Source organism: Niallia sp. FSL R7-0271 (genome assembly GCF_038005785.1).
Lineage (GTDB): Bacteria > Bacillota > Bacilli > Bacillales > Cytobacillaceae > Niallia.
In genome coordinates this window covers 1,112,588-1,138,590 of sequence record NZ_JBBOTZ010000001.1, presented here as the reverse complement: position 1 = coordinate 1,138,590, position 26,003 = coordinate 1,112,588, and the positions used below count along the sequence as shown (strand labels likewise).

Sequence of the window (26,003 nt, the reverse complement as noted above, 5' to 3'; positions counted from 1 at the left end):
TTTCCATTATTTTCGAAACTGTGTTAACTCTTCAGACAGCATTTTGGTTTGACCATAGACCTTCTTGTAGATTTGGTATAATTCTTCATACCTTTTTACATTCTCTTGAATAGGCTCATATTCCTTCACAGTCTGCAACATCGTGTTCGCACACTCCTCTAATGACGAAAACCACCCTGCTCCAACTGCTGCAAGCATGGCCGCTCCCATCCCTGGCCCTTGTTCACTTGATAGCTTCAGGACTTTTGCATTAAAGATATCTGCCTGCATCTGCAGCCACGCTTCATTTTTGGCTCCGCCGCCAATTGAGATAATTGTGTCGATTGTCTTACCGTGCTCTCGAAAAATCTCAATTGATTCATTTAAGGAAAAGGTAATACCCTCCAGTACAGCACGAACAAAATCTCGGCGTTTATGTGTTGCATCTATTCCTATGAAACTGCCCCGAATCAATGCATCTGCATATGGTGTTCTCTCACCTGCTAAATATGGGGTAAATAACAGTCCGTTTGACCCAATTGGAACAAGATTTATTTCTGCCAGCATTTCCTCAAAACCATCATGCTCGGCAAAAGTATCTTTAAACCAGCTCAAGCTGTGACCTGCTGCTAATGTCACTCCCATCGTATAATAGGCATTTTCCTCTCCATGATTGAAGTAATGTACCTTTCCTTGAAAATCCTTCTCTGCTTTTTCTTCATAGGAAAGCACAACACCAGATGTGCCGATGCTGCAAAGTGTTTTCCCACTCGCCAGAATACCTGCGCCGATTGCTCCACAAGCATTATCCGCACCGCCGGCGAACACTTTGCATTCAGGAGACAGCCCTGTTTTCTCCGCAACTTCTGCTGTGACAGTTCCAACAAGTGCATGTGATTCAACAAGCTGCGGACAAAGACTAGCATCAATGCCGAACAATTCACAAAGCTCTGCACTCCATTCTTTTTTACTTATATCTAACAAAAGAGTGCCTGCAGCATCGGAGTATTCTGTATGTATGCTGCCAGTGAGCCTGTACCTGAGATAATCCTTTGGCAGCATGAAAACAGCGGCTTGTTTGAAAAGATCTTCTTCATATTGCTTAACCCATAACAGTTTCGGCAAAGTAAAGCCTTCTAATGCCGGATTTTTTGTGATAGAAAGCAATTTTTCACCAGCCTTTTCCTCAATTAACCGGCACTGCTCTGTTGTTCTCGTATCATTCCAAAGTATCGCGTTTCGCAATACTTGATTTTCCTTATTGAGCAGGACAAGGCCATGCATTTGACCTGAGAAACTTATCCCGTCAATATCCTCTTTCTCCCCTTCGAACACTTCTATGATTTCAGTGAAGCCCTCAAGTGTTTTGTTCACCCACTCCTCAGGGTCTTGTTCACTGTAGCCTGATTTTTCATGGATCAAAGGATACGACTTTGATACCTCATGAGCGACATTTCCGTTTTTATCAACAAGTAAAATCTTTACAGCACTTGTACCTAAATCTACTCCAAAGCAATACTTCATGTCAGATCACCTCATTTAGTCATTTACCTTACCTGTTAAAAAATGTGCTGGTATGATCCCCAGCACATTCTCTCCTTTATACGCGTACTTGCGCTAATGTTTCCAACAAATATTGATTCACAATCGCCTTCAAGCGTTCTTGGCGGCCAGACTTATTTGTCACTTCACCAATTGCAAGAGCATGTTGCTCCAGTTTATGGAGGTTAGTTCTTCCTTCGACGATATCAAGGCCAATTCCTTCCTTAAAGCTTGCATAGCGGTCAGAAATAAAGTCTTCTAGAACTCTATCCTCAATTAGCTTATTGGCAACCTTAAGGCCGATTGCAAAGGAATCCATCCCTGCAATATGTGCATGGAAAAGATCTTCCGCATCAAAAGAGCCTCTGCGCACCTTCGCATCAAAGTTTAAACCGCCTTTGCCAAGTCCGCCATTCAGCAAGATTTCATACATGGCTAAAGTGGTGCTGTATAAATCTGTCGGGAACTCGTCTGTATCCCAGCCAATCAATGTATCACCTTGGTTAGCATCAACAGATCCAAGCATGCCGTTAATTCTCGCTACTCTCAATTCATGCTCAAAAGTGTGACCGGCAAGCGTCGCATGGTTTGCTTCAATATTAAACTTAAAGTGATCCTGAAGATCATATTTCTGCAGGAATGCCAATCCTGTCGCCACATCAAAATCATACTGATGCTTTGTCGGTTCTTTTGGTTTTGGTTCGATTAAGAATGGAGCATCAAAACCGATTTCCTGTGCATAGTCAATCGCCATATGGAAGAAACGGGCTAAGTTATCCTGCTCCAGTTTCATATCAGTGTTCAGCAATGTATCATAACCTTCGCGGCCGCCCCAGAACACATAGTTCTCTGCACCAAGCTCCTTGCCAATTTCAAGGCCTTTTTTCACCTTTGCTGCAGCATACGCAAACACATCGGCATTATTGGAAGTTGCTGCACCGTGCACATATCTTGGATGTGTAAACATATTAGCTGTATTCCAAAGTAATTTCGTTTTGCTTGTTTTCATATATTCCTTGATCATCGCTACAATCGGGTCAAGATTATCATATGTTTCTTTTAAATTATTTCCCTCTGGTGCAATATCAGAATCATGAAAGCAGAAAAACGGAGCGTTCAGTTTCTCAAATAATTCAAAAGCTGCTTCCACACGGGCTTTTGCCAAATCTAAACCTTTTAAGTGATTCCAAGGGCGGATGGCTGTACCGCTTCCAAACGGGTCCGTTCCATCTGCTGTGAATGTATGCCAATAAGCTACCGAAAAACGGAGCTGCTCTTCCATGGAAACGCCATTTACTATCTCTTCTGGATTATAGTACTTAAAGGAAAAGGGATTTTTCGATGCTGGACCTTCATACCTGATTTGATTGATGTTTTCAAAATACGCCATTGTTAACTGCCTCCTCATTAAAATTATCGATTTTGATATCGCTTACAAAATAAAAGAAAAAGAAAGTCCTATATTCATTTCTCTCTCTATCTTCTTGTTAGCTATGAAGCTATTATATCAGCACAAACTTAGTTTGTCTATTGAATAAACTAAGTTTGTTGCACTTTGTTTGTTTATTAGATAAACTTAATTCAATATTATTAATGTTTTCCGTTATTAATGATAAAATGGGAATATTATTTTTGACAAAAAGGGGGCTAAATGACGTTTATGCCAATCACTTGGAACCAACAGCTTGTAAAAAAGGAAAATAAGTCACTCGTACTTTCACAAATTATCAATCATACTCCACTGTCTCGTGCAGATATCGCTCAGCGTTCTGGCCTTAATAAAGGAACGGTTTCCTCGCTTGTAGCGGAGCTGTTAGAGGAAAAATTTATTAATGAATCAGGTCCAGGCGAATCAAGCGGTGGCCGGAGACCAGTAATGCTCCACTTCAACCACGGGGCAGGATACACAATTGGTCTAGATTTCGGTGTCAATTATATACTTGGCGTCCTGACAGATCTCAGCGGCAATATTATTGTACAAAAGAATGTAGCATACAAAAATATTTCCTATGAAGATACAATGAGCCGACTAGTGGAAATTATCACCGCCTTAATAAGCTCTGCCCCAGCCTCTCCTTATGGTATTGTTGGGATTGGAGTAGGCGCACCCGGTATCGTCGATAAGAAAGGAACACTTTTGCTTGCCCCAAACTTAGGCTGGCACGATATTCATTTTCAATCAGAACTGGAGAAAATCTTTCAAGTACCTGTAATTGTTGAAAACGAAGCGAACACTGGTGCCTACGGAGAAAAGCGGTTTGGTGCGGGTCAGCATGCTGATAACTTGATTTATATCAGCGCCGGCATTGGTATTGGTGCAGGAGTTATCATTAACGGTGAGCTTTACAGCGGATTTAACGGCTATTCTGGTGAAGTCGGGCATATGACGATTGATCGAAACGGAGCCAAATGTACATGCGGCAACAAAGGCTGCTGGGAGCTTTACGCTTCAGAACAGGCTTTACTATCAAAAGCAAACAGCAAGAATCTTAAAAAGGAAAGTGACATTTGTTTAGATGATATTTTACTGCTCGCAAAAAAAGAGGACGAACAAGTAATAAATATATTAGAAGAAATTGGTGAGAACTTGGCTGTCGGCATCATTAATATCATCCATGCCTTCAATCCTGAACAAATCATTATCGGAAATCGGCTTGCTTCCTGTAAACAGTGGCTTGAACCAAAGGTAAAGGAAGTTATCAAAGCATATACTTCCCCGTTTAACCAGACAGATATCAGAATTGATTTCTCCGATTTGTCTCTGCCAGTGTCTGCATTAGGAGCGTCTGCTTTTTCAGCAGAAGCATTTCTGAAGGCACAGCTTCAAAGCTAAACACGATAAAAGCGTAAACCAAAAACGGTTCACGCTTTTTTTACAGCTTATTTGCGACAAAACATCCATATTCCATTCCAAAACATATCATAGTAACACCAGTCTCCTGTGCGCACAGACGTTATTATGATAATTGGGAATAATCTTTATCAGGAAATCTCATTCTTCCGAATGCTTGCTACGAATTTGCATCAATTTCCTTTACGCAACTTTGTTCCAAGCCTAAGTCGAATACTTTTCTAATAAATGGTTCTATGCTTATTGTCGCCAATCCCTGATTTGCGAAAAAAGTAGGAGTTGACAATATCTCTCCATTCCTTGGCATCAGAAAGCTGAACACTTAATCGGTGGAGAACTCCTGTAAATCTCTCTTCATTAATTTTCCCTTTTAGCTTTTGCCAGTCTTGCATCAGCCTCTCTACTTGTTCAACCCCCTCAAAATGGGTGTTATAAATATGCTGAATTACCGTTTCACCAGATTGAAGCACATGCTTATAGGGAACATGGTGAAAGAAAAGCAGCAGCTCATCGGGGCATGTTTCCATAGATTCATATAGTTTATAGTTTTCCTTAAAGTACTGGGAAGTGTAGCCTGTTCCGTCTTTAGCTGTACGATTGACACCGATTCCATTGCAGTCAGCAAAATGATAGGTTCCCCAAACCGAATACTCATATCCGTCAATATTCGGCCCATAATGATGGCCGGGATTTACCATCCAGCCGACTCCAAGGGGTGAGGTATATGCTTCGTATATACTCCACGATTTACGCAGCATATCGCATACCTGCAGCATAACTGCTTCATCCGTTCCAAATGTCTGAGCTACCCATTCTTCTGTAATCATCTCCTCCGAATAGTCAGGGTTCCAGGCAAGGCGGCCGTAACCATACAAATTAGCCTGTGCAAGGGTATGTCCCGTCCAGTTCCAATTATCGCCGATGTTCGCTACTGCTGTTATTCCACCATGCTTGTTTCCATAAAGGGAGCCATCGACAGATCTTTTGACAAAAGATTCTTGCCCTTTCGCATAGGTGTCAAAATCCAGTACTTCCTTCCATTGGGGAACAAGATAACATACATGCTTCTGCTGCCCTGTATATTCCTGCGTAATTTGAAACTCTAACATTTGATTCGTGTCAGGCATTGCTCCGAACAGTGGCGAAACAGGTTCTCTCACTTGAAAATCCATTGGCCCATTTTTGATTTGCAGTATTACATTATCTAAAAACATACCGTTTAGCGGCCTAAAATGATCATATGCGGCACGAGCCCGGTCTGTCTTTCTGTCCCGCCAATCCTGAAGGCAGTTATAAACAAAACAGCGCCAAATTACAATACCGCCAAATGGCTGCAAAGCTTCTGCAAGCATGTTAGCACCATCTGCATGATTTCTGTTATAAGTAAATGGACCTGGACGGTGCTCAGAGTCCGCTTTAATGAGAAAGCCACCAAAATCTGCTATTTCATTGTAAATCTCTTGCGCTTTTTCCTTCCACCAGTTTTGCACTTGCGGATTTAATGGATCTGCAGTGGGTAAGCCGCCAAGCTCCATCGGACTGGCAAAATTAATGCTCAAAAATGTTTTAATTCCATACTTCCTAAAAACTGATGCTAGTTTCGCCACTTCCGGCAAATATTGATCTGTTATTAGCTTTGTCTCTGTTTTATGTACATTGACATTATTTACAGCTATGGCATTAATGCCTACAGAAGCTAAAAGTCTGGCATAATCTTTTATTCTCTCTGAATCAGCTAGGATTTGATCATCTTTATAGAAAATAGAGTTTCCTGCATAGCCCCTCTCGATTGAGCCATCCATATTATCCCAATGATTAATCATCCTAAATTCGTTTGTTGGATTCTCTATTGTTTCCATGTTTATATTTGTACCAGTTTGAAGCATTCGCAATAGATGGAATACGGCATAAAGAATACCCTTATCTGTTTTGCCGATTAAATATAAGCATTCCTCCTTATTGTCCATCCGTATGCAAAATCCTTCTTCATTCAATTGAGAGCTCAGCTGCGCTACATCTATTTCCGCTGGTAACTCAGGGCTGTTTATTGTTGCTAAAACAATGGCTGATGTTTGTCTTTGATTGATTGCAGGCGGGGTGCCGACAATGGCTGATAAGCCTCTGTACAGCTCTTCAACCGCTGTTTGTGTTACATCTGTTTTACTGTATTCGGACACATTAATATTCGTAAAAAAAGCTCTCTTTACTTTTGGATTTCTTTCATATTGAAGCCAGCAGCAATATTCTGCATAATCCTTTTCAATAGTCTGCGAAGCACCCATACTTAGCTCTCCTCTCAAGTTTCATACATCTTAGCCTAAACACCTGAATACGCCATAAATCCGCCGTCAACTGGGATACTGATGCCTGTTACAAACCCGCTTGATGAGTCATCCACAAGCCATAACAAGGTGCCTAATAAATCCTCCGGTTTGCCAAGCCTTTTTTGCGGTGTATGGGCAAGGATTTTGTTTGTTCTTTCTGTATAACTGCCGTCATCATTTTTTAAAAGTGCTTCATTTTGTTTTGTCAAAAAAAATCCCGGAGCAATAGCATTCACTCTGACACCACTTTCGGCCATGTGAACGGCGAGCCATTTCGTAAAGTTCTCTATGCCTGCTTTTGCTGCACTGTATGCAGGCACTTTTGTCATTGGACTTGGTGCGCTCATCGAGGAAATATTGATGATAGTGCCTTTATTGCCAACCATTCTTTTCGAAAAAATCTGCGTTGGAATCAATGTCCCGATAATGTTAAGATCGAAAACATATGAAAAACCTTCCAAGGTCAAATCGAAAAAGCTAGTCAATGTTTTATCCTGAAGGTCCTCAAGCTGTAATGTCTCTTTAGAGGTAATTCCGTTGGCATGATTCCCTCCTGCCCCATTAATGAGTACATCGCAAGCTCCAAATGCCGAAAACACCTTTTTCTCTGCCTGTATTACATCCTCTTTTTGGACAACATCACATTGTACCGCAATCGCCTCTCCACCGTTTTTTATGATGTGATCTGCAACAGCTGCCGCTTTTTCATACGTACGATTAAGTATCGCTACCTTCATTCCCTGTCTCGCCAACTCTTTGGCCATACAGCTGCAAAGAACGCCTCCGCCTCCAGTCACAACTGCTACTTTACCAGTTAATCCCTCATATATTGGAAGCATTTAATGCACTCCTTTTTATATTCTGTTTTCTTTGTTCAAGACTGTCCCAAATGCCCAGAATATACATTATTCCTAAAGCCCTGTCATATAAGCCATAACCTGGCCGAGCCTGCTCCCCCCATATCATGCGACCGTGATCTGGACGGAAATAACCGGAGAATCCTCCGTCATGAAGAACCTCTACAATTTCACAAATATCAAGAGAACCATCTGCACTTCGATGGGAGGACTCCTCAAAGTCACCATTTTCGAATATCTTCACATTTCGGATGTGTACAAATGGAACACGATCCATCTGCAAAAAATGAGCCATAATTTCGGGAATATTATTAGCTGGATTAGCCCCTAATGACCCTGAACAGATGGTGAGTCCATTTGCTGGATTATCGACAAGTTTGACAATCCGCTCTAAATTCTCTTTATTGACAACAATTCTAGGCAGCCCAAACACTGGCCATGGCGGATCATCTGGATGAATGGCCATTTTAATCCCGCAGGCATCTGCAACAGGAATAATTTTCTCCAGAAAATATTTCAAATGTGCAAACAGGTCTTCTTCCGTTATAGCACTATAGGAGCGAAACAGTTCCTCAAGCTTGGCAAGACGCTCTGGTTCCCAGCCTGGAAGTGAAAATCCCTTTGAACCATCAGCTATTTTCTTGACAAGGAAGAAGGGGTCCATATCAGCAAGTTTATTTTTTTCATAAGCAAGTACATTGGATCCATCAGCCAGCTCCTTAGCAAGATCTGTTCGTGTCCAATCAAAAACTGGCATAAAATTATAGCAAATCACTTTTACACCAATTGCTGCTAAGTTGCGGATTGTCTCTTGAAAATTGCTTATATACTTGTCGCGCGAGGGAAGGCCAAGTTTAATGTCCTCATGAATATTCACACTTTCAATTACTTCAAGCTGAAGTCCTTTGCCGTTGATTTCTTGTTTTAATGCCAGCAGCTTTTCCAATGGCCAAACTTCCCCGACAGGAATGTCAAATAAAGCTCCAGCTATCCCCTCCACTCCGGGAATTTGCCTAATATGGTCTAAAGAAACACTGTCATCCTCTGCCCCAAACCACCTAAATGTCACTTTCACACTTTTTTCCTCCAAGCTTTTAAAGTTTCTATATGCTGCTGATAATCAGCACTGCCAATAAATTCACTTATATGAAATAATCGGGATACTTAACTTTAAGGTCATTTTGTTCAATTACAACAAGGCGAAGATGTTGCTCCATTATTTCCATTGCCTCTTTTTTCTTACTCTCGGTTATAAACTGAAAGACTTTCTTATGCTGATAAATAATAATTTCCCAATTAGAATTACTTGTGAGCCTTAAAAGCCTTAATCTATTAAAATGGCTATTTAGTAACTCCAGCATTCTCCATGTTCTTTCCTTTCTGCAGCCCTTAAAGATTAACTGGTGAAATTCCTCATCCAATTCAAACAGTTCATGATGGTTGTTGTGTTTGGCGCAAAGCTCTTGTAAGGCAATATTTTTTTCCAGCTTGTTTTTGTACTCATCAGGAAATAGCTCACACGCAAGTGCAACAATCTCTTTTTCTATTTTTTCTCTTATAAATCGCCCTTCCTCTACATACTCCAAGTTTATTTTTGAAACAATTGTGCCAATCTGAGGTATGACATCAAGAAGGTCTTCTTGGGCAAGCATCATAAAAGCCTCTCTCACAGGTGTTCTACTTACACTGAGTTCATCTGCTATCTCCTTTTCAGAGATTTTTGTGCCTGGCTTTAATTCCAGATTGAGTATTTTTGTTTTTAATATCTGGTAAGAAAAGTCTCTTGTTGAACCAGTGCCTTTTTTAACCGGCATAGGTTTCCTCCTATCTTCCTAGCTGTGGTGCCAACTATAGGAATCCAGATTTCTGCTTAATGTCAGATCTCGCGTCTTAAAATGATGACGTCCTTTGCATCAATCGTTATTTTGTCACCGCTTTTGTATATTTTTTTATCTAAAAGTGAGTAGCTGGCATCATCTATAATGATTTCTTTTTCTTCGTCCCCATGGTTCATAGCAAAGGAAAAGATATAGTTATCCTTCTTGCGCTCTGTTATTTCAACACCAGAATCAGCCTGAATCATACAGCTGATTCCTCTGGACTCTAGTATTGATGCAAATAGCTTCTCAAGAAACTGCCGATTTGGTTGGCTGCCAATGTACCAGCCTTCTCCCTTTCCAAATTTATTTTTTGTTACAGCCGGCATGCCTGCATAAAAATCCTGCCCATATTCGGCAATAGTATCCGCACCCTCTGTCTGAATAACATCATAAATTAAGCTGCAGTCATAATTACCTTTCCAGTCGCCATAGCTGACAACAAGGGAGTTCCTTTCGTTTGGCATCGATGTATCTGTCTCATCAATGCGGATTCCAAGCAATTTCTTCAGTAATCCCGGATTATCATCCAAAATAGCATTATCATTTTCATCAACAATCCCGCTTAAATAGGTTGTGATGAAGCATCCGCCATTGGCAGTGAATTGCTCTGCTTTTTTATGAAAGTCATCTTTAATCATGTGCAGTAACGGTGCTACAACAACATCATATTTCTCAAGATCACCATCAATGCTGATCATATCAATAGCAATATTCTGCGAAAAAAAGGCCTGATAATAATGAATCATTGTTTGCTGGTAGTTCATGTAACGCGTAGGACCGTCTGATATTTCCACTGACCACCAGCTGTCCCAATCGAATACGAATGCTACTTTTGCCGCTGTTTCTGCTGAAATAAACTGATTTCCAACAGCAGACAATTCTTCCCCCAACTTCTTCACTTCTTTAAAAGCCCTTGTATCGTTGCGACTGGCATGGTTAATAACCGCACCGTGATATTTCTCAGAGGCTCCCTTTGATTGTCTCATTTGGAAAAACAGAACAGAATCAGAACCATGGGCAATAGCCTGATAACTCCATAAGCGCATTACTCCAGGCCTTTTCACAGGATTAATATCCCTGCATGCTGTCGTTGTCGGTGTTTGTTCCATCAGCCAAAAAGGCTTGCCTTTTTTCAAGCCCCTCATCAAGTCATGTGTCAAAGCCATCCTTGCCTCTGAGTGCATGTCAGGCGGATAATTATCCCATGAAATGAAATCAAGATGGTCTGCCCACTTAAAATAATCTAGAGGTCTAAACATCCCCATAAAATTTGTTGTTACAGGAACGGAAGGTGTTACTGCCTTTAATTCTGCTTTCTCACCTAAAAAGTTGTTTAAGAGACTGTCAGAATTAAAGCGCATATAATCTAATGTTATGCCTTGAAAAGCTGTTACATTTTCTCTGCCGTAATGTTCACTTAAAGCATTAGGAGCAACAATTTCATCCCAATCATAAAAATAATGAGACCAAAAAATCGTATTCCAAGCTTCATTCAATTTTTCAAGACTTCCGTATTTTTGTTTCAGCCAAACACGAAATGCTTTTTCACAATTTTCACAGTAGCAGGTACCACCATATTCATTGTTAATATGCCAGGCGCTAATATCCATATGGCCGTATCTTTCCGCCATTTTCTTTGCCATTAAACGTGAATATTTTTGATAGATAGGACTATTCGGGCAAGAATTATGCCGCTGTCCAAACTTATGCTTTCTTCCCTCAAAATCGACTCGAGTCACTTCGGGATATTTTTTGGCCAGCCACGGTGGATGCGCTGCTGTTCCCGTTCCAAGACAAATATTTTTTCCCTTTTTCTGAAGCAGTTCCATCACCTTGTCAAAAACAGTAAAATCAAACGTATTTTCATCCTTCTGGATGATGGACCAAGAAAAAACACCGACAGTCAATGTATCAATATTAGCTTCTTCAAACAGCTTCATATCTTCTGACCATACATCCTGAGACCATTGTTCCGGATTATAATCGCCTCCGTAAAGAACTTTTTGCATGACTAATACCTACCTTTCTTTAAAGTCTATTTATCTCGTTTAATGAACGTAGCTTCCACGTCTGTCAGCAATCGGCGGGCGTTCTTGATAAGAAGTAAGCCAATAATACTTGCAACAAACAATAGGATAAAATCAGATGTCAGCATTGTGACGAAAACAATTAACAGCAGAATAAAAATATTTCCAAGCGATGCTTTTACATATGTAAAACTATAAAAAATGGACAGTTTGAAAATATCTTTTTTTCTGAACTCAAACTTTGCATTAAGAATAAGCATGTTTATGCTTATTAAAACAGCAAGTAAAAACAGGATATAAAGAACAATGGAAATTAGTTGCTCTATTAGTAAAGCTGTCTGATTTAGATATTGCAGGTCTATTAATAAAACACTAAAAACGGCGAGTATCATGCACCATAGAAGTAACGTATTCTTAATATTTGTTTTATAACCATAGAAGTAATCCGAAACAGTAATAGCCTCTTTTGTTCTCAACAACTTTTCCAATACATACAGCAATCCTGATATGGCGGGTCCTGTTGGAATCAGTGCAATCATATAGATAAGAATGTTTGAAAATGAAGGCTCTAATGCCATAAAGAAAAAAATAAAAACAGCATTGACTGAAACAAATAAAAAATTGGCTAAAAGCAGTGAGTAGACATAGTTCGTAAAGGTAAACAGTATACCCTCGCCAAATTCCTTCTTCCCTTCCAACTCTCTGCCCCCCCTTTTTTAAAAGCTGCCTCTTCCAATAATATTGGTGAGGCAGCAATCGTTATCAGTTGTTCTTTTTATAATCTTGATACGTTTTATTAGAAAGTTCCAAATACTGGTCCAACCCTTGTGTTTTCAATTCTTTTACAAATTGGTCAAATTCACTCAAACTGCGTGACCCTATTATAAATTTAAGTGTATTTTGATCAGTGAAATCCTTTAAAGGTGTGCTCAATAGTGTCGCTTTTTCCCGGTCCTCAATCGTATAAGGAATTGGCGGTTCTGCCGGTATCACCTTTTTTGTATTAGCCATGTTTTCTTGGAATTTTATCTCCTCCTCACTCATCATAGAATGAAGAAGTTCTGTCGTCCCTCCATATGCAAACACGCCGCCTGAGAAACCGTAATCAACACGCAAGTCCTTTGTGCCAGTCGGATTTAAACCGTTATAATTAACATCTTCCGTAAGCTTGCGTGTCCCATCACTTTTCGTATATGTCGTGCCTTCCACTCCCCACTTTGCAAATTCCTGCCCTTCATCGCTGTAGTACAGCCAATCTATAAACTGTAGGATCGCTTTAAAGTAATCGCTTTCTTTTATTTTCGAAGAAATCATCACACCATTCTCAAGCCTGGAGCCTCCCATCAACTGGCCAGCCGGTCCGCCGGGAACAGTGATTTTTTGGATTTTATATTTTCCTTTCCCAATTGTTTTATCCATATCTACCCTATGCAAATTAATTGTCTGTGAATTGCCGTTGATGATAAATGACTTTCCTGTCACAAATTTTTGAATGGCCTGGTCATCCGTTTGTGTAAAGCTTTCTTTATCCAGCAGCTCTTCTTCTACTAATTTATGAAAATAGGTAAGCATATCTTTATATTCATTTGTCGTTGCAGCATAAACAAACTCATCCTTACTTTGATCATAGCTTAATCCATTGCCAAATCCCCATCCTGCTTTTGTGCCAAAGCCTGCAGCAGCAACATTTAATGTACTGTTGAAAGTGAATTGATCAGAAAACGGGATAACATCTGGATATATCTCCTTCAGCTTTTTCATCGTTTCATATAATTCATCCCATGTCGTAGGAATCTCGAGATTATTTTCCTCCAATATGTCTGTTCTCATAAGAAGGGTATAATCTGGCCAAACCTCTTCATGCAAGCCTGGTAGTAAGTAGTATTTCTCATCATTCTGCCGCAAGCCTTCCAATTCATCTTCAAGTTTCCATTTTTGCACTTTTTCTTTAAAATTAGGCATCATATCAATATAATCGCTTACAGGCAATATTGCTCCTGATGAAACAAAAGCTGATTCTTCTCCAGGGTAGGTTTTCGGAATGATTAACGGCGAATCACCAGAACTCATTAATAAGCTTCTTTTTTGCGGATAATCACTCATCGGAACAGTTGTAGGCTTTAATGTAACATTTGTCATTTCCTTTAGTTTTTCCCAAAACAACCAATCCTTTTTATAAGGGTAGTTTGGATGGTCAGAATAAAGAATCGATAAATCAAACTCTTCTGTTGCTTTAAATAATTCTCCAGCCTGATAGGATTCCATCGCCCCTTTAGAAGATACTTTTCCATCTGAACTGGCAGGGTTATCTTTCGAGCAGCCGGCAATAACAATGACACACACCAATAATAAAGCAAACAACAGCCTTAAACTTTTTAAGCTTTTTTTCATTTTTTTTCCTCCCCATCTATTTATTAAAAAGTGCATTGAATTCTTTATATAACAAGCTCACTGCACTAAAGACCGCTTTAGCATTACTTGACAGAGCCCAGCATGACGCCAGAAACAAAATATTTTTGTACAAAAGGATAGACAGTAAGAATCGGTAAAATGGTGAGCACCATTGTAACTGATTTAATATTTGCAGAAATCTGCGTCAAATTATCTGCTGATGTTGCCCCTGTTGCCATACTGCTCGTTGCTCCTGCAATCATATTCCGCAAATAAATGGTCACTGGGAACAGCTCTTTTTTGTCTAAATAGAGGAAAGCGGAAAACCAGGAATTCCAATACGAAACTGCATAAAACAAAATCATTGTTGCGATAACAGCTTTGCTTAGAGGCAATATAATTTTCAGGAGAATTCCGTAAGTGTTTAACCCGTCGATGGATGCAGCTTCCTCGAGTTCCTCTGGCATGTTTTCAAAAAAGGATTTCATAATCAGCATATTATAAATGCTGATTGCTCCAGGTATAACAATCGCCCACATTGTATTATTGAAACCTAAACTATTAATCAAGACATAATTTGGAATCAAGCCCCCATTAAAAAACATGGTGAAGACGGCAAAAACAGTGAGAAACTTTCTGCCTACAAGCCTTTTTTTCGAAAGGGCATAAGCAAAAATGGTTGTTAAAAACATGGAAATGGATGTGCCTACAACGGTATAAACTACCGTGTTTTTATAGTTGATCCAGAAAATTTTATCGGAAACAACTTTTTTATATGTTTCCATATTAAAGCCCTTAGGTAGCAAGCTGACTTTACCTGCATTAATGTACGCTTCACTGCTGAATGACTGTGCAATAACATTAATAAATGGATATAGGGTACAAAAGACAATTATCAACAGGACAAACACATTAAATACCTTGAATATCTTGTATTGCTTGGATTCTTTCATGCTTTTTCCCTCCTACCATAAGCTTCGTTCTGTTAATTTTCGTGAAATCGAATTGGCAGTCAAGACAAGCACCAACCCAATTATTGATTCAAATAACCCAATTGCTGTCGCATAACTGAAATTATTCGATTCAAGACCGACACGATATAAGTAGGTAGAAATCACATCTGATGTCTCATATGTCAAAGGGTTATAAAGAAGGAGAATTTTTTCAAAGCCTATCGCTAGAAAGCTGCCAGTATTTAAAATCAATAAAGTAACAATGGTGGGTAATATTCCAGGTATTGTGATATGGAGCGTTTGCTTCCACCTGTTTGCTCCATCGATTTTCGCTGCTTCATAAAGTGACTGGTCAATAGTGGTCAGTGCAGCTAAATATAAAATCGCTCCCCATCCCATTCCTTGCCATATCTCTGAACTAATATATATCGTGCGAAACCATTCTGCACTTTGGATAAAATTCACCTTTTCACCTGTAAAAAACTCAACAATAGAATTAATAGAACCATTAAGTGCTGTCAATTGCAGGATCATTCCCGCGATAATGACAATTGATAAGAAGTGAGGCAAGTAGGATGCAGTCTGTACAAATCTTTTAAATTTAGTTGATTTGATTTCATTTAGAAGCAATGCAAACAGAATTGGCATTGGGAAGCAAAACAGCAAGGTTAAACCACCCAAAATGAATGTGTTTTTAAAAACATTCCAAAAAACTGGATCATTAATAAACATCTTGAAGTAGTAAAGCCCAACCCATTCTTCCCCGTAAACTTTTCCACCTGGCATATACCTTCTAAAGGCAATCACATTTCCAAGCATTGGGCCGTACTTAAAAATCAATAGATAAATAATGGGCAAAATCAACAGGGAATATAACTGCCAATCCTTGCGAATCGCAATAAGGGATATCTTTATCTTGCTTTTTTTCGTCTTAACTGATGCCTTTTTTGTTCGTTTCACTATTTCTGTCTCCATTAAAATCCCCCTCATCTTACGGAATACTAGTATGGTAGTTTGCCGTCAGCAAGATCTGTTTAATAAATGTTATTTTAGTGAGAAATGCTTTATTTAAGTAGATTGGTGATTAATGTTCATAGGATGTTTTAGAGCCGTCAGGATGCGAGCAAATGCTGCGGAGTTTTAATTATGTGTTTGATAAACGTTGCTATTACAGAAATGTATGCGGTTTCATTAATAATGTAGTTTTAGTATAGCACCGTTACTTAGTTAGTGCAATGCACAAACTAAGTATTTTCTGAAATTTTCCATTGTTCTAATTTACCTTTAAAAAAACTGGCTGCTTCATTAAACAGCCAGTCTTTTCTTTCCTCTTTTCTCAATCTGTATAAAGCTGTAATTCGCTCCCGCCATCCAAATCCAGGCAAGTGAAATACCTCCGAAAAATGGAATAACGCCAGGCATATATAACAAAAGACTAACTGTCACTGTTGTAAGAATTAGCATGAATAATGTAACATGCAGATGATACGCTCCAAGGATTAGAGCATATTTAAGATAGTCGCCAAGCTTCAAGTCATAGTGGACATAAACTGGGAAAAAGTATGCTAGCAATGTTAGAAAAACAGCTGACAGCAAAAGTAACAGTCCTGTCATCATCCCTTTTATTACACCATTTGTAAACTGGAGAAACCAATAGTCCAAGCAAAGAATCATGCCAAGTAATATTAGGATAATTCCTAATAAATTTACTTTAATGAATTCTTGTTTATACACATCATGGAATGTCCTCCAGACAGGAATGTCCTTTTCTCTTCTCAGCCATTTCCTTATCACCGCAAACATAGCTGTAGTCGCAGGCATGAACCCGAATACAAACAAACCTGCAGCTGTATATGCCATCCATAAGATATTAAGGTAAGCACCTCTAGTGATCCACTCACAAACAGTGAACAGCTTTCCCATCGATTTCGCCCACATATTCCCACCTCTTATTATTCTTACTTGCTTTCTGCAAGCCAAAGAATGCTTGTCACACCGCGCGGATAATACTTACTGCCCGCAATCTCCCCTGCAATAATCTGGTCGCTCCAGCTCCATACGGAAAGAACGGGATGTGTCAGCCACTTAACATGAGCGGCATCTGCTTTCGCTCCCTTTTCATCCCATTGCCAGCCAAGGATTTCTCTTGCGATAAATTGACTTAAATAAATTTTACTGAGCCATGAGTTGCTGCTTGTTGAAGATATTTTCCAGCCGCCGTCTTCAAACAGACAAACTCCTTCTGTCATTACTGTTTTTAGGTGTTTTTTCAATGCCTGAATATAGGGGCCGAACCGTCCTGTCTCTTCAAGCGCTTCCTGGCAGTTTGTGAAGTATGGGAAAATAAGCCCTTCAATTGCTGGAATTATTTTAGAATCATTGCCTTCTCCAATTACTGCTGGGATATAGCCTTCTGTTGTCACATTCTCCACAATCGTATTTGCGCATTTTTCTGCTTGTAGGCCTGCTTGCTTTGCCAAGTCTTCTTTTCCCTGTTCCTTGAATATTTTTTCAAGGGCGACATAAGATGCCCAAATTTTCCCTGCGAGATAAATATTATTTCGCGCTTGCCCCAACGAGACATCTAAGCTGTCATATGTGGTTATTTCAGCCCCGCCCATTACTCGGGAGGAATCCAGTCCCATCAAGCCGTTTCTCTTTTCTGGAATTGGGTGGTCTCTGTTTACCATGCTTTCAAAGCAGCGCTCCACCATTTCCATATTCTCTTTTAGCCAAGCTTCATCGGCTGTATGTGACACGTAAACAGCAGCACATAAAATCCAGTTTACAAGTTGTTCATGTGTCATATGGGAAAAACAACCGTCAAGCCCATACAGTTCGTATGAAGAGTAATGCGGACGGGAGATTGTATTGGCAACACCCATATCATGTGTAAAGCTGATGCCGCCAGGGTATTCCGTATCACTGCCAGGGAACCGGACTTTATCTTCGTAGCTGAAGCGCTTCACAAACATATCTAACTCATTTTTTACTGTCCAAGGATTCATTTTCAGCTCAAAAAATATTTGATCAACAGTTAAATCAAAGGTGTTCATCATTCTGTATTCCCCTTCATTGACAACCCAGAACGGCTCACCGTCACAAATAAGGAGCTGTGTGGAACCATAATAGCTGCGAATCGAGTGAATCAGCATGAACTGCTGGTCTGCAGATAACTGGTTAGCAGCTAATAGGCGGTCATCCGCAGCTTCTGCTCTTTTTGCAATCTCATTAAAATGTTCCAACGCGTAGGCTGCGACAGACTCGATATTTTTAAAGTACTTCGTATAGTAATAAGATGTATCCATGCCGGCAGTAACAATTCCACCGCGATAGAAACAGACAGCAAACCGGTATGTCCTCGATTCTCCTGCAGGAACATCTGCGACTAGTGCACCGAGCGGACCTAATCCAAATGTCCAGTTTTCTTCTTGCGGTGTCGTCAAGATATTTTCCATGCTGAAATGCATAGCGGAGTTAATATCTGCATTACTTGCGGCGATTGCAGTCAGCCTGCCTTGGCCGATTCCAGCGATTCCGTCCATCGTATCATCGAGCCGCCTCATAGAGCTGTACGGGTCACTGCCCTCATACCCAAAAAACGCCCGCCTAGCTTTTGTTCCTTTTGTATTATCAACCGTCAATTCTGCGAGGACTGCCGGAAGAAGAATCCTCTTCATTTCCTCCTCATTGCCCTTCCCCGGTTCTGGTACAGATTCTACTTGTGTATAAACTTTGAAGGTTAAGTCCCCTGCTTTCCATGTATCTGTTCCAAGCTTAAATTCTCTTGTTACCTTCTCCTTTGAAAACGGGAAAATAATATTTGGCTTGTCTGGATCAGGGTCCATATTTTCAATATCATAGCGTTTGCTTTCGTCATCTTCCTGATAATCAAAAAACGGAAATGCCTCGTAAATCCCCTCTTTATCTAAGCTTTCCGCACCAATATAAACATTCTTTTTTGGTGAACGGCCCAGTTCCAAATCAAGCCCTCCGCCTGCTGCTGGAAATCCGAGTGTAAAGCTTGCGAATGCCCCAATTGGGGAGTGATGTGCATTAAAAAACATATTTTCCGGCATAAATCACAGCTCCTTTTCTTTTTTATCCTTTGACAGAACCTGCTGCCAATCCTTCAACAATACGATTGCTCAATGCGATGAACGCAATTAATATCGGAATAATGCTGATCATTAACGTTGCCCCAATCGCTCCCCAATCTGTCAAATATTGACCGACGAAATTATTGACACCAACCGTTAATGTCTTCCACTTATCTGAACTGATAAAAGTATTTACGAATACAAATTCATTCCAGTTATAAATCATGTTGATGATAATGATTGTTGCCATGACGGGGGTGGTCATTGGCAAGGTGATTTGAAAAAAGATTCTGTGTATGGAGCAGCCATCCATCACGGCTGCCTCTTCGATTTCTCTAGGAAGTGTTTGATAGAAGCCTAATAGAATCATAATTGTTAATGGCAGATTAAAAGCCGTATATGAAATAATGATGGAGATAGGATTATCAATTAGATGCAAGTTGTTAAAGAAGCTGAATAATGGAATAAGTGTGGAATGCAATGGAATCATAATGCCTACCATAAACAGTCCGAGAACAAGCTTGCTTAGTTTCCAGTACATCCTTGTGATCGCAAAGGTGACAAAGCTTGCTAAGATTACAGTTAACATTACTGCTACAACCGTTATCCAAACACTGTTAAAGAAATACAGGCTGATATTTCCTTGTGTCCAGACCTTTACGTAATTACCCCATTGCGGGTCCTTCGGCAGAGCAAATGGAGATAAACCAAATACTTCTTGGTTTGTTTTCAAGGAAAAAAAGAACAGCCAAACTAGCGGATAGATTTGAAATACAGCAATAATACCTAGAATCAGATAAAGAAACCCAAAGCCTACTTTCGAGCTTATCGAGCCTTTTGTTTTAGGCGAAGTGTGAGGAATGGTCTTCGTTCTCTTTTGTGCTGTAATTTCACTCATATCTTCACTCCTCCCTTCTTAATACTGGACATCGTCTTTTGATGCCGTTAATTTTTGGATAAGCCATGTCATAACAAGGCATAAGATAAGTAAGGCAAAGCCAATCGCACTGCCATAGCCAAAGTTATATGTCTTAAAGGCCTCTTTGTACATATAGGATGCGATTACTTCACTGGAGCCGTTTGGTCCGCCTCCTGTCATGACATAAATAAGGTCAAAATATTTTAGGGAGCCGACAATGGCGAGGACAATCGTTACTTTAATAACACCTGAAATGAGCGGCAGCTTTATTCTGTAGGCTATCTGCAATGGTGTTGCACCATCAATTCTTGCCGCTTCAATCACTTCCTCCGGCACATTTTTTAATGCGGCATAGTAGATAATGATATAAAAGCCTGCATATTGCCAAATAATCGGAACAAAGATAGCGATAAGTACAAGATTAGGATCTGCCAGCCATATTGGTGTATTTTCTACACCGAGCAGCTCTAGCAATTTATTAAGCATCCCATTTGTCGGATCAAATATTTTCAGCCACAGCTGGGCAATCGCAACAGACGATAACAGCATTGGAATTAGATAAATTTTCCGAAGCAGATTTGCTCCTTTAATCCTGCTGGCAAGGATAATAGAAATGACTAAGTAGAATATTAGGCTTATTGCTGAAAATAAAGCCAATAAGACAGAATGATACGTACTGGTCCAGAACATCTTATCCTTTATGAGCTGTACATAATTATCCAGCCCGATAAATTTCATTGCCCCGATGCCATCCCAATCCATCAGCCCGTAATAACCTGTCAGGACAATCGGAATATATATCAGCACAAGTATTAGGAGCAAGGCAGGCAGCACGTATAAGCAAATCGCGATTTTATTGGACATGACTGTTTTCATTACCTATTCCTCCTTCCTTTGACTTTAGTTTAGGGGCAAAAAGAAATTGCCCCCTCTTGCTTACTCTTCTTCCGCTAAAGCTTCTTCCTGTTTCTTCACAAATTCTTTTGGAGTTGCCTGACCGCCAAACAAGGATTGAATCATATCCAAGTGGACTTGTGCAACACTTGAACTCATTTGTACGTCTGCATATAAAGTCAAGTTGGAAGCAGTGCCTAAATCATTGAGTATATCAATATACATTTGGTCAAGGTCTGTATTGGAAGTGTCAACAACAGTCGCAGGAATCACTCCAGCATCTGTGACTGAATGCTTGCCCCACTCCTTGACAAGATAGGAAACAAAATCTTTTGCTTCTTCCTTCACCTTTGAGTTCTCTGACACAAACAACCCGACTCCAGGTCCGCCTACATAGCTGTTGATATCTCCTTTACCGCCATCATATGTCGGAAACTTGAAGTAGCCCACCTTCTCCTTAAACTCATCCGTTACATCAGGGCTTGTTGTGTAGTTCGGCAATTCCCAAGTCGCCATCAAATACATGGCTGCCTGTTCATTCATGAAATAGCCTTTTGCCTCATCATTTGATAAACCATTAAAGCCTTTCACAAATGCTCCCATATCAACTAGCTTCTTCACTTCCTCAGCCGCACTAAGCAAGCTTGGATCTTCAAAGCTTCCAGACCGGTTAATGGCATTAGCTAATGCCTCTGGCCCGCCAATACGGTCAGCAAGATACATATACCACATCGATCCAGTCCATCTGTCCTTGTTTCCAAGCGTAATAGGTGTAACCCCTTTATCTACTAAAGTCTTTACTACTTCTAAAAACTGATCGTATGTTTCTGGGATTTCAAGATTGTATTTCTCGAAGATTTCTTTGTTATAGTAGACTGGTGTAATATTAAGCTCTAGTGGCAAACCATATGTTTTTCCATCTACTGCATATGCTTCTGTCGTCCCTGCAACAAACGAATCTTTAAAATCGCTTTCGATTTTATCATCTAATGGTGCAAGCATATTTCCTTCCACGAAAGGCTTTAAGTAGCCAGCAGCCCATGTTACCCCAACGTCTGGAAGTTCGTTTGACGCGGATAAAACTTTGATTTTATCCTTGTATTGTTCATTTCCAAGAATTTCTGTTTGGATTTTTATATCTGAATGATCCTTTTCATATTGCTTGATGATGTTATTGACGATTGTGTACTGTGCCTTTGAAGATCCTTCTGGCCATAGATGCATAAATTTAATGACGGTTTTTCCATCGCTTGAAGCGCTTTCATTTGTAGACGAAGAACAACCTGCTAATGCTAAGACAACTATCATGAAAATGGACATTATTACGAAAATAGATTTGCGTCTAAACACTGTATTGCCCCCTTTTTTATTAGTTTCTTTACACTAGTTAGTCTACCACCTTTACTTATTGCCCTGAAAGGTCACTGTCATTAGGAATAATACTACTTTTTTTAGAAAGCTCTTACACTGTTTGTCCGTCTGTACATGCTTGGTGTGACACCTTCTAACTCACGAAAAATCTTAATGAAATACTTAGAAGTTTTATAGCCGCATTCCTCCGCAATATCTGTGATTGGTTGATTAGTAGCAATCAGTATTTCTTTAGCATGTTCAATTCTGCGTCTTGTTATATATTCACTGAAAGTTACCTTCATCTGTTCCTTGAAAAGGACACTTAAATAGCTTGGATTTAAATGGACATGCTCAGCAACTAACTTTAAGCTCAGCTCTGTCTTTAAATTTTTGTCAATATAGCGGACAGCTTCTCTGACTGGTTCCTTTGCTGTGTTTTCTTTCATGTTGATTTTGAGGAGTTTTTCGTCCATAACTTTTTCCATTATCTCTGCTCTTGTTTGCTTTGTTTCTCTTTGGATGGCATCTTCCACTGCATCAATCAATTTCTTTTTGCTGACAGGCTTGAGCAAATAATTAATGACACCTAAACGGAGTGCTTCCTGTGCGTATTCAAATTCAGAATAGGCAGAGATGACAATAGCTACAGGTGTTAAGTTCTGTACTTTTATTTCCTGCAAAAGTTTAATGCCGGTAATTTGGGGCATACGAATATCTGTTATTAATATATGAATCTTGTGTTTTTTGACAAGCTCAATCGCTTCAATCCCATTTGATGCAGCAAGTATTTGCCATTCTTCAGTTGCCCAAGCATCAAGCGTCCTCTTTATTCCCTGCCTTGCCATTGGTTCATCATCAACAATTAGGATAGTTTTTGTATACATTCCTGGTCTCCCCCTACAATCGGAATTTCAAAGGAAACAACTGTCCCTTTGTTTCGCTTACTCTTTATTTCCAGTCCTTTCTGTCCATCCTCCTGATAATAGAGCTTAAGCCTTTTATGGACATTAGAAATCGCCATTCCTTTGCCGTTAATGGAGGTAATCCCTCCAATGTCCATCCCTGTCTTGATTTTCTCTAGATTCTCTTCGGTGATTCCCATACCGTCATCTTCTACAGTAACCAACAAACCTTGTCTGTTGCTTGCTAATGTAACAGTTATGATAATGGTGCAAACTCCTATTTTGTTTCCTGCACCATGAATAACAGAGTTTTCTACTAATGGCTGTATCAAGAATTTAGGCACTTTAACCAGTTCATATACTGTATCCATCTCTATGCGCCATTTTAAATCGTCTCCGAAGCGCATTTTCATGATTTCCATATAATCGTTGATATGATTTAGTTCATCCTTCAAGTAAACCCATTCGTCATCTGGACTGTTCGTAATTGTATAACGAAAGAGATTGGACATTGCAACGACAGTCTCTGCAAGCTCATCCTCCATTTTGTCCTCCAGCGACCAATGAAGGGCATTCAACGTATTAAAGAGAAAATGTGGGTTAATCTGTGCTTGAATAGCTTTCAATTCACTGCGGCTTCTGATAATTTCCTTTTGATATACCATTTTTATCAAATGGTTTGTCTCATTCACAAGCTGGTTATAAGTACTATTCAATTCATTTATTTCGTTAACAGAGGGCAACTTTGGGTTTAACGCAAGAGACTCACTACTAGCATGTCTCATCGTTTCTGTCAGCCTGTTTATTGGTCTTGTAATAATGGTAGACAGAAATAACGAGCAAATAAAAAAAACGAGCAGACCAATCAACCCTGAGATTAAGATACTTGAACGGAGAACAGAAATTCCGCTTGTTAAGGCAGTTACAGGTGTTAAGATAAGGACTGTCCAGCCAGTGATTTCCGATACCTCTCTTGTTGCCATATAATCCCGACTATTTATTTGTACAGTTGATTTTTCATTATGTATGATGGACGGAAGCGGCTTATCATAATCAGTTATAATCGGCTCAAGAGACTTATCAAGCAGTAAGGAATACTGGTTTGTTTTATTAGTTAAATCCTTGTTGACGAACTGAAAATACTCTTTATAAATGCTGATGAGGATGTATCCGCCATTTGCATAATTCCTGTCCATTAAATTAACTCTTCTGATTGCAAGAAAATAATTAGGGTCATTCGGATCCTCACCGATCCAAACTAGTCTTCCCTTTTCTCTCTTTGCCATCTCCACCCAGATATCCCTTAATTTAAGGGGAGCATTTGCGTCATCAAGAGGCAGGATACGATGCTCTTCATTCGTGAAAAGCTGGAACGAAAAAATGCCATCAGAGTTTGCTGTAATGGTGTTAACTGTTCCCATCAATTGCTGCAGCTCTAAAAATGGCACTTCCTTTTTGTCATATTCCTTCGTCAGCAGCTTTTGCACTTTGTCGTTTGTAACAACAAGCTTTGAAGCCATGTTAATCTGCTCATACAGTGATTCAAGTCTTCCATTAGCCTCCACAGCCACTTGTTTGATTTGTTTTTCTGCGTTGTTTTTTAACAGAGACGATACTTGGTTGAATATTAAGATACTTACAATTAATAACACAATAAACATGACAGATAGAAAAACAATTAATATTTGATTTCGCATCGTATTCCAGTTTTTTAACAACCTAAGCATATACTTCCCCCTTATTTGCGAAGTTTCTTCCACTTATAAGCCGTAATTGATTATTTCCTCTCTCCTTTACAAGTTTACTAACCTACTTAGTTTATCCAATATACAAACTAGGCAAATCTATTTATTATTAAGTTTAGCTTTCTGCTTCTTCAATCTTTTGTAAGCCCTTTCTTAATCCGAATTATACTATCTTTTCAAGCAGGAGGATATAGAGAGTATCATAATTCAGCCAGAAAATTAGCTGGACAAAAAAAGAAAAGAGACGCGAAACTAACGCGCCTCCTTTTCTTAAGATAACAATTCCTCTGCAATCAATCTGTATGAATTGATCTTATCAACTGGATTATATGTGATTGTGACAATCATGATTTCATCTGCACCGTACGCTTCTTTTAAGCTTAAAAGTTGCTCTTTAACCTCTTTCGGGTTCCCAATAACAGCTTTATTTTTCATGGAAGCAAGTGTTTGACTTTCTTCATCGGTTAGCTTGTATGCTTTTGCTTCTTCAATTGAAGGGACTCCTTCTCCTGCTCCTTTTGCTCTTTGCAGTGACCATATGAAGGAGCTTAAGGCGATTTCTTCCGCTTTTTCTGTAGTTTCTGCACAAAAGGCAGCTACGGCGACAATCGTTCCTGCTTTTTGTCCCTCTTTTCGTTCCTTGAAGGCAGCTTTATATTGCCGGACAATTTCCGGGCCGTCTTTATCGCTCATAAAATGGCCGAATGTGTAGGAAAGCCCGAGCTGGCCTGCTAAGATTGCGCTTTTTTTGCTTGTGCCAAGCAGCCATGGTACAGGCGGGATTTTCGGAACTGGTGCTGCTGATAATGTTGCATGCTCATTATTTGTACTATATTCATCATCCAAATATAAGAGCAGCTCCTTTATGCTGTCAGGCATTGCCCAAACCTGCTGGAGGAAGTTTGGGGATAATGCATTGCTTGCTTCTGCAGAACCTCCAGGTGCCCGTCCAATTCCTAAATCAACGCGATTGGGCATTAAGGTTGCCAGCATGTTATACACTTCTGCTACTTTATACGGACGATAATAAGGCAGCAGCACTGCACCAGCGCCGATGCGGATGGTTCTTGTGTTAGCGCCGATATAGCTCAGCATCACTTCTGGTGCCGAACAAGCAAGGCCTGGCAAATCATGGTGTTCAGCAAGCCAATATCGAACATATCCAAATTCCTCTCCGGCTTGCGCCAATTTAACAGAGGCAGCTAAAGCATCCTGTGCCTCTTGATTAGTGGAAATCGGCGATTGATCTAATATTCCTAATCTCATGGCGATGCCTTCTTTCTAAG

Annotated in this window: 20 protein-coding genes; 1 reads left to right on the top strand and 19 read right to left on the bottom strand. The window is 39.8% G+C overall.

Annotation, left to right across the window (positions count from 1 at the left end):
* Positions 1-6 precede the first annotated feature (6 nt).
* Entirely contained in the window at positions 7-1,503 is a 1,497-nt protein-coding gene (gene xylB / locus MKX82_RS05775; RefSeq protein ID WP_341075659.1) for a xylulokinase, read from the bottom strand.
* Positions 1,504-1,579: 76 nt separating this feature from the next.
* Positions 1,580-2,911, bottom strand: coding sequence for a xylose isomerase (xylA, locus tag MKX82_RS05770; RefSeq protein WP_341075656.1), 1,332 nt, complete (start codon positions 2,909-2,911; stop codon positions 1,580-1,582).
* A 261-nt stretch (positions 2,912-3,172) separates the two neighbouring features.
* Between xylA and MKX82_RS05765 the strand changes: the two genes are divergently transcribed.
* Complete coding sequence (locus MKX82_RS05765; RefSeq protein ID WP_237941097.1) at positions 3,173-4,354, top strand: ROK family transcriptional regulator; 1,182 nt, start codon at positions 3,173-3,175, stop codon at positions 4,352-4,354.
* Between the two features lie 239 nt (positions 4,355-4,593).
* Here MKX82_RS05765 and MKX82_RS05760 read toward each other — a convergent pair whose 3' ends face one another.
* From MKX82_RS05760 to MKX82_RS05680, 17 genes are all read right to left on the bottom strand, one after another.
* Positions 4,594-6,654, bottom strand: coding sequence for an alpha-glucuronidase family glycosyl hydrolase (locus MKX82_RS05760; RefSeq protein ID WP_341075650.1), 2,061 nt, complete (start codon positions 6,652-6,654; stop codon positions 4,594-4,596).
* Between the two features lie 35 nt (positions 6,655-6,689).
* A complete protein-coding gene (locus MKX82_RS05755) occupies positions 6,690-7,535 on the bottom strand; it encodes an SDR family oxidoreductase (RefSeq protein WP_237941095.1) in 846 nt (281 codons plus the stop codon).
* Entirely contained in the window at positions 7,519-8,628 is a 1,110-nt protein-coding gene (uxuA, locus tag MKX82_RS05750) for a mannonate dehydratase (protein ID WP_233317836.1), read from the bottom strand. Before uxuA ends, MKX82_RS05755 begins: the two co-directional genes overlap by 17 nt.
* 67 nt (positions 8,629-8,695) lie before the next feature.
* A complete protein-coding gene (locus MKX82_RS05745) occupies positions 8,696-9,367 on the bottom strand; it encodes a GntR family transcriptional regulator (protein WP_233317838.1) in 672 nt (223 codons plus the stop codon).
* A 62-nt stretch (positions 9,368-9,429) separates the two neighbouring features.
* The gene (locus MKX82_RS05740) at positions 9,430-11,442 is read right to left on the bottom strand and encodes a beta-galactosidase (protein ID WP_341075641.1); all 2,013 of its coding nucleotides are present in this window, start codon (positions 11,440-11,442) and stop codon (positions 9,430-9,432) included.
* A gap of 26 nt (positions 11,443-11,468) precedes the next feature.
* Complete coding sequence (locus MKX82_RS05735) at positions 11,469-12,158, bottom strand: DUF624 domain-containing protein (protein ID WP_341075638.1); 690 nt, start codon at positions 12,156-12,158, stop codon at positions 11,469-11,471.
* A 64-nt stretch (positions 12,159-12,222) separates the two neighbouring features.
* Positions 12,223-13,851, bottom strand: a complete 1,629-nt coding sequence (locus MKX82_RS05730; RefSeq protein WP_341075637.1) for an ABC transporter substrate-binding protein — start codon at positions 13,849-13,851, stop codon at positions 12,223-12,225.
* Between the two features lie 83 nt (positions 13,852-13,934).
* The gene (locus MKX82_RS05725; RefSeq protein WP_233317848.1) at positions 13,935-14,804 is read right to left on the bottom strand and encodes a carbohydrate ABC transporter permease; all 870 of its coding nucleotides are present in this window, start codon (positions 14,802-14,804) and stop codon (positions 13,935-13,937) included.
* Positions 14,805-14,816: 12 nt separating this feature from the next.
* Positions 14,817-15,779, bottom strand: coding sequence for an ABC transporter permease (locus MKX82_RS05720; RefSeq protein ID WP_233317849.1), 963 nt, complete (start codon positions 15,777-15,779; stop codon positions 14,817-14,819).
* Positions 15,780-16,109: 330 nt separating this feature from the next.
* Complete coding sequence (locus MKX82_RS05715; protein ID WP_233317853.1) at positions 16,110-16,742, bottom strand: YesL family protein; 633 nt, start codon at positions 16,740-16,742, stop codon at positions 16,110-16,112.
* Between the two features lie 20 nt (positions 16,743-16,762).
* Positions 16,763-18,883, bottom strand: a complete 2,121-nt coding sequence (locus MKX82_RS05710; protein WP_341075630.1) for a glycoside hydrolase family 52 protein — start codon at positions 18,881-18,883, stop codon at positions 16,763-16,765.
* A 22-nt stretch (positions 18,884-18,905) separates the two neighbouring features.
* Positions 18,906-19,802 (bottom strand): carbohydrate ABC transporter permease, encoded by an 897-nt coding sequence (locus tag MKX82_RS05705; RefSeq protein WP_233317857.1) that lies wholly within the window; start codon positions 19,800-19,802, stop codon positions 18,906-18,908.
* Between the two features lie 18 nt (positions 19,803-19,820).
* Positions 19,821-20,699 (bottom strand): carbohydrate ABC transporter permease, encoded by an 879-nt coding sequence (locus tag MKX82_RS05700; RefSeq protein ID WP_233317859.1) that lies wholly within the window; start codon positions 20,697-20,699, stop codon positions 19,821-19,823.
* Positions 20,700-20,759: 60 nt separating this feature from the next.
* Positions 20,760-22,037, bottom strand: a complete 1,278-nt coding sequence (locus tag MKX82_RS05695) for an extracellular solute-binding protein (RefSeq protein ID WP_233317891.1) — start codon at positions 22,035-22,037, stop codon at positions 20,760-20,762.
* A gap of 131 nt (positions 22,038-22,168) precedes the next feature.
* Positions 22,169-22,954, bottom strand: a complete 786-nt coding sequence (locus tag MKX82_RS05690) for a response regulator transcription factor (protein ID WP_233317860.1) — start codon at positions 22,952-22,954, stop codon at positions 22,169-22,171.
* Positions 22,933-24,699, bottom strand: coding sequence for a sensor histidine kinase (locus MKX82_RS05685; RefSeq protein WP_233317862.1), 1,767 nt, complete (start codon positions 24,697-24,699; stop codon positions 22,933-22,935). The genes MKX82_RS05690 and MKX82_RS05685 overlap by 22 nt, the downstream gene beginning before the upstream one ends.
* 288 nt (positions 24,700-24,987) lie before the next feature.
* Positions 24,988-25,983, bottom strand: coding sequence for an LLM class flavin-dependent oxidoreductase (locus tag MKX82_RS05680; protein ID WP_233317863.1), 996 nt, complete (start codon positions 25,981-25,983; stop codon positions 24,988-24,990).
* Between the last annotated feature and the right edge of the window lie 20 nt (positions 25,984-26,003).